Origin of the sequence: Heyndrickxia coagulans DSM 1 = ATCC 7050, from assembly GCF_000290615.1 — a bacterium.
GTDB classification, from domain to species: Bacteria; Bacillota; Bacilli; order Bacillales; family Bacillaceae_C; genus Weizmannia; species Weizmannia coagulans.
Genome location: NZ_ALAS01000049.1, coordinates 1 through 3,993, shown reverse-complemented (window position 1 = coordinate 3,993; position 3,993 = coordinate 1). Strand labels below are relative to the sequence as shown.

General features: G+C 48.3%; 5 protein-coding genes. All 5 read left to right on the top strand.

The annotated features are described in order from the left end of the window. Nucleotides 1-138 precede the first annotated feature (138 nt). The 5 genes from IC21_RS01635 to IC21_RS01615 all read left to right on the top strand — a co-directional run bounded on the left by IC21_RS01635 (nt 139) and on the right by IC21_RS01615 (nt 3,851). Nucleotides 139-522: a transposase gene (locus IC21_RS01635; RefSeq protein WP_029143076.1), complete on the top strand. Its 384-nt coding sequence runs from the start codon at nt 139-141 to the stop codon at nt 520-522. A gap of 307 nt (nt 523-829) precedes the next feature. Further along, nucleotides 830-1,279 carry a low molecular weight protein arginine phosphatase gene (locus tag IC21_RS01630; RefSeq protein WP_029143077.1) on the top strand — a complete coding sequence of 150 codons (450 nt, stop codon included), beginning with the start codon at nt 830-832 and terminating at the stop codon, nt 1,277-1,279. Between the two features lie 3 nt (nt 1,280-1,282). Beyond that, a complete protein-coding gene (locus IC21_RS01625; RefSeq protein WP_029143078.1) occupies nt 1,283-2,572 on the top strand; it encodes a methyl-accepting chemotaxis protein in 1,290 nt (429 codons plus the stop codon). Between the two features lie 260 nt (nt 2,573-2,832). Then, the gene (rpiB, locus tag IC21_RS01620; protein ID WP_029143079.1) at nt 2,833-3,273 is read left to right on the top strand and encodes a ribose 5-phosphate isomerase B; all 441 of its coding nucleotides are present in this window, start codon (nt 2,833-2,835) and stop codon (nt 3,271-3,273) included. A gap of 14 nt (nt 3,274-3,287) precedes the next feature. Continuing rightward, entirely contained in the window at nt 3,288-3,851 is a 564-nt protein-coding gene (locus tag IC21_RS01615; RefSeq protein ID WP_029143080.1) for a TIGR01440 family protein, read from the top strand. Nucleotides 3,852-3,993 lie beyond the last annotated feature (142 nt).

Sequence of the window (3,993 nt, the reverse complement as noted above, 5' to 3'; positions counted from 1 at the left end):
AAATTTTTACACAACACTATTTTATATTTTGATAATCGGAATTTGGCTTGTATCTGACCAAATTTGATTCGTTCAGCAAGCCCTAATTATAAAGGGAATGTATTTTGTCATTGTCTATCAACAGGAATCGAACGAGAAATGGCATGTGGTGGATTTGATAAAGATCGAAATACCATAAGAAAACTTTGTCCCGCCAAACAATATGGCATGAATTGTGAGGGGATGGGAAAGTGCCCGGTGGTAAATGGCGTTCGAATTCCGCTTTCAGAAGACCGGAGAATATTTACGCCAATTGACCGTGCCAGCTACAAATGGAAAAGAGAATACAACAAAAGAACAGCAGTTGAACGAGTAAATAGCCGCATAGATCAGGTGCTTGGTTTTGAAAATCACACGATACGAGGGATAAAGAAAATGACCGTACGATGCGGATTAGCTCTTTGTGTGATGTTAGCCATGGCGCTAGGCAGAATAAAAGAAAAACAAGCACAAAATATGAGGAGTCTTGTTTGTGCTGTATAAAAAATTATCCACATGTGAATAAGTAAAAGTAAAAAAGATATAAACAAGCAAAAAATGCGGATAAGACAACAGGATTCGTATGCCCTTTTTTGTATAAAGCAGGCAAAACAGAGCATTAAATGCAGGAAAATCGCAGAAGATCATACCTAAAAATGAAAATGTGGTAAATTTTTAGAGTAAATTTTTTTAATCTAATCTAGAAAATCAGTACATCGCAAAAAGCTCTTAACAGATTAACCTTGTAATTAAGGCCTTTTTTACTATAATAATAGTAGATTTAAATCGTTCTGGATGAGGGGGACAGCCTTTGAATATCCTTTTTGTTTGTACCGGCAATACATGCAGGAGCCCGATGGCGGAGGCCATTTTAAAAGCGAAACAGCTGCCGGGCATTGAAGTGGAATCAGCCGGCCTTTTTGCGCCCGAGGGGGAAGACGCTTCTGTCCATACATACGAAGTGCTGAAAGAAAATGGAATCGATTTCCGCCACCACGCCCGGAACCTTTCGGAGAATCTGGTGGATTGGGCTGACGTGATTCTTACGATGACGTCCGGGCACAAACAGGCAGTGGCAGCACGGTACCCGCATGCCCGCAATAAAACGTTTACCATGGCGGAGTATGCCGGAAGCAGCGGGGATGTGCCGGACCCGTACGGCGGCAGCCTGGATGCTTACAGAGAAACCTATCAACAATTGCATACATTGATCAATCGTTTGATTAAAAACAGGAAAATGGGAAACCAGGGGCGGGTGTGACGGATGGAAAAGCGAAGCTACAGATTCAGTTTAACGAAGAAAATTGTATTGTTCGTAACCGGGCTGTCTTTTATTACATATTCGGCAAGCGGCCTTTTCATTTATTTTATCTATCCGTTTTTTTCAGACTGGATAAAGCTGCCGTGGTTTATTGTCATTACACTTGCATTGGGGATTATCTGGTCCGGGATTTTAAGCTTTTTCGGTTCATTCCTGATTGCAGGCCCGATGCGCAAGCTGGAAGATGCAGCACTTAAAGCAAGCCGCGGGGATTTAAGAGATGAAGTCCCCGTGCCGAAATCGGGCGATGAAATCGAGTCGCTCGCAGCTGCTTTTAATTCCTTGCTTTCGAATTTGCGGGAGACGGTTGAACAAATTGATGCAAATGTGGAACGCACCAAAGAAAGTGTATCGGAAATATCGGAAAAAACAGCACTAGCTGCGGGCCAGGCGGAACATGTAAACAAGACGGTTGAAGAGATTTCACTTGGCGCCGAGCAATCCGCGGCTGCCACCCAATCTGCGGCTGACCTCGTTGAAAAAACTTATCAGCTTGCATCCGAAGTCCGCGGGAAAGCGGATACTTGCAAAAAATCTTCTGACCACATGCTGAGCGAATTAAAGACGAGCAAAGAGACAATGGACTCGCTTATTTCAGGAGTTGAAAAACTGGCGAAAGAAAATACCATTTCGCTGGAAGCCGTGCGAGGCCTTGCGGAAGAAACGAAGAAAGTGGAGGGGATCATTTCTTTTGTCGGCGAAGTTGCGGCGCAAACCAATTTGCTGGCGCTGAACGCCTCTATTGAAGCGGCACGCGCCGGGGAATACGGGCGCGGGTTTGCGGTGGTCGCAAATGAGGTCCGGAAGCTTGCAGATGAAAGCGCCCAAGCCGTCCAAGGCATTACCGGGATGATCCAGCACATTGAGCAGGAAGGCACCCGTGTAGTCGAACAAATTACAGCGCAGGTTCAAAAAGCCAATGAAGAAGTGTCCAGAGGGCAAAAGGCCAATGAAGCGATGGACAGAATGGCGGAATCGATCCATTTGGTTGCGGGGGCGGTTGATCAAATTGCCGGCATGGCCAAAAACCAAATGGATGCGATTCACGAAGCCTCAAGCCAGTCGCAGGAAGTGGCGGCCATTACCGAACAGACTTCTGCCGGGGCAAAAGAAGTGACGGCAATTACGAATGAGCAGGCGCAGAACATGGAACTGATTAAAAGGCTTATCGTGCAGCTCGAGCAGGATGCGGAGAAATTAAAAGGGAGCACCCTCCGTTTTCATATCCGGTGAGGTTTTCGCCCGCCTGGTTTTGGACAGGAAGCACCGGTTTTGGCTGGAAGAACCGCGGCAATTCCGGTTTCGCGCCGGGAAATTCCGCGTAAAGGTGCCCTGAAGATAAGGGCAGATGCGGGACATGCGGCCGTTGCCTAGCATTTTCCCGAAAACGGCGGGCGTTTTAAGTGGCCCGGACATTCGGCTGCGGCGCTTTATTTTCTTTTTCGCCGTTCTGTGCCACAATAGAATCAGAGGCATGAAGGAGGGGGGAAAACATGAAAGTTGCATTGGCTTCAGATCACGGCGGTAAGCGCCTCAAACAGGAAATTGCCGGTTTGCTTCAAGATCTGGGTGTGGTGTACGAAGATTTCGGATGCGATTGTGAAGGGTCGGTTGATTATCCGGATTACGCGCTTCCGGTTGCGGAAAAGGTGGCAAAAGGGGAATTTGACCGTGCTATCCTCATTTGCGGTACCGGGATCGGGATGTGTATTTCCGCCAATAAAGTAAAGGGCATCCGTTGCGCGCTTGTGCATGATGTCTTCAGCGCGAAGGCTACAAGGGCCCATAATGACAGCAATGTCCTCGCCATGGGAGAGCGGGTCATCGGCCCGGGGCTTGCCTGTGAAATTGTGAAAGAATGGCTCGGAACGCCGTTTGAAGGCGGCCGCCATGCACGCAGGATTGAGAAAATCGCGCAGTATGAACAAAAATAACAGAGGTGTTTTTGTTGCAATCAGATCCGGCACGTTTGGAGGAACAGTTGGACCGCATGCTGGATGAATTTTTCCGGCAGGCGCCAATGAAAAAAGGACAGGTTTTTGTTGTTGGATGCTCGACATCTGAAGTAACCGGGAAAAAAATCGGGACAGCCGGGGCAATGGACATTGCCGCAATCATTTATGGCGGCGTACAGAAGTTTGCACGCCGGTTCGGGTTCCAACCGGCATTTCAATGCTGTGAACACCTGAACCGGGCGCTTGTGGTTGACCGTTCGCTTGCCGAGGAAAGGGGATGGGAAGAAGTGGCGGTCGTGCCTGTCCGGAAGGCGGGCGGCGTGATGGCTGCGTATGCATTCGCCCATATGGAAGATCCCGTTGTCGTCGAATTCATCCGCGCTGATGCGGGCATCGACATTGGGGACACTTTGATCGGCATGCATTTAAAGCATGTTGCCGTCCCTGTAAGGGTTTCCGGAAAAGAGCTGGGGAAAGCCCATGTTACATTTGCCAAAACGCGGCCGAAACTGATCGGCGGCGTGCGGGCGGTTTACGAAAAAGAACAGCCGGAATAAGGGACCATCCGTACTGCCCCGCATGTTGTGTGCGGGGCATGTTTTTTTCTTCTTGGAGGTAATTGCGATGTTACAGACTCCTTGTAGCCCAAGGGTTTGAAAAAAGGATAAAAAAATTTTCCCCCTAAAAAGAGGGGGAAAC

Bases quoted from the DNA above. Each gene is read 5' to 3' on its own strand.
- IC21_RS01635 (WP_029143076.1), top strand. From the start codon at position 139: ATGGCATGTGGTGGATTTGATAAAGATCGAAATACCATAAGAAAACTT.
- IC21_RS01625 (WP_029143078.1), top strand. From the start codon at position 1,283: ATGGAAAAGCGAAGCTACAGATTCAGTTTAACGAAGAAAATTGTATTG.
- rpiB (WP_029143079.1), top strand. From the start codon at position 2,833: ATGAAAGTTGCATTGGCTTCAGATCACGGCGGTAAGCGCCTCAAACAG.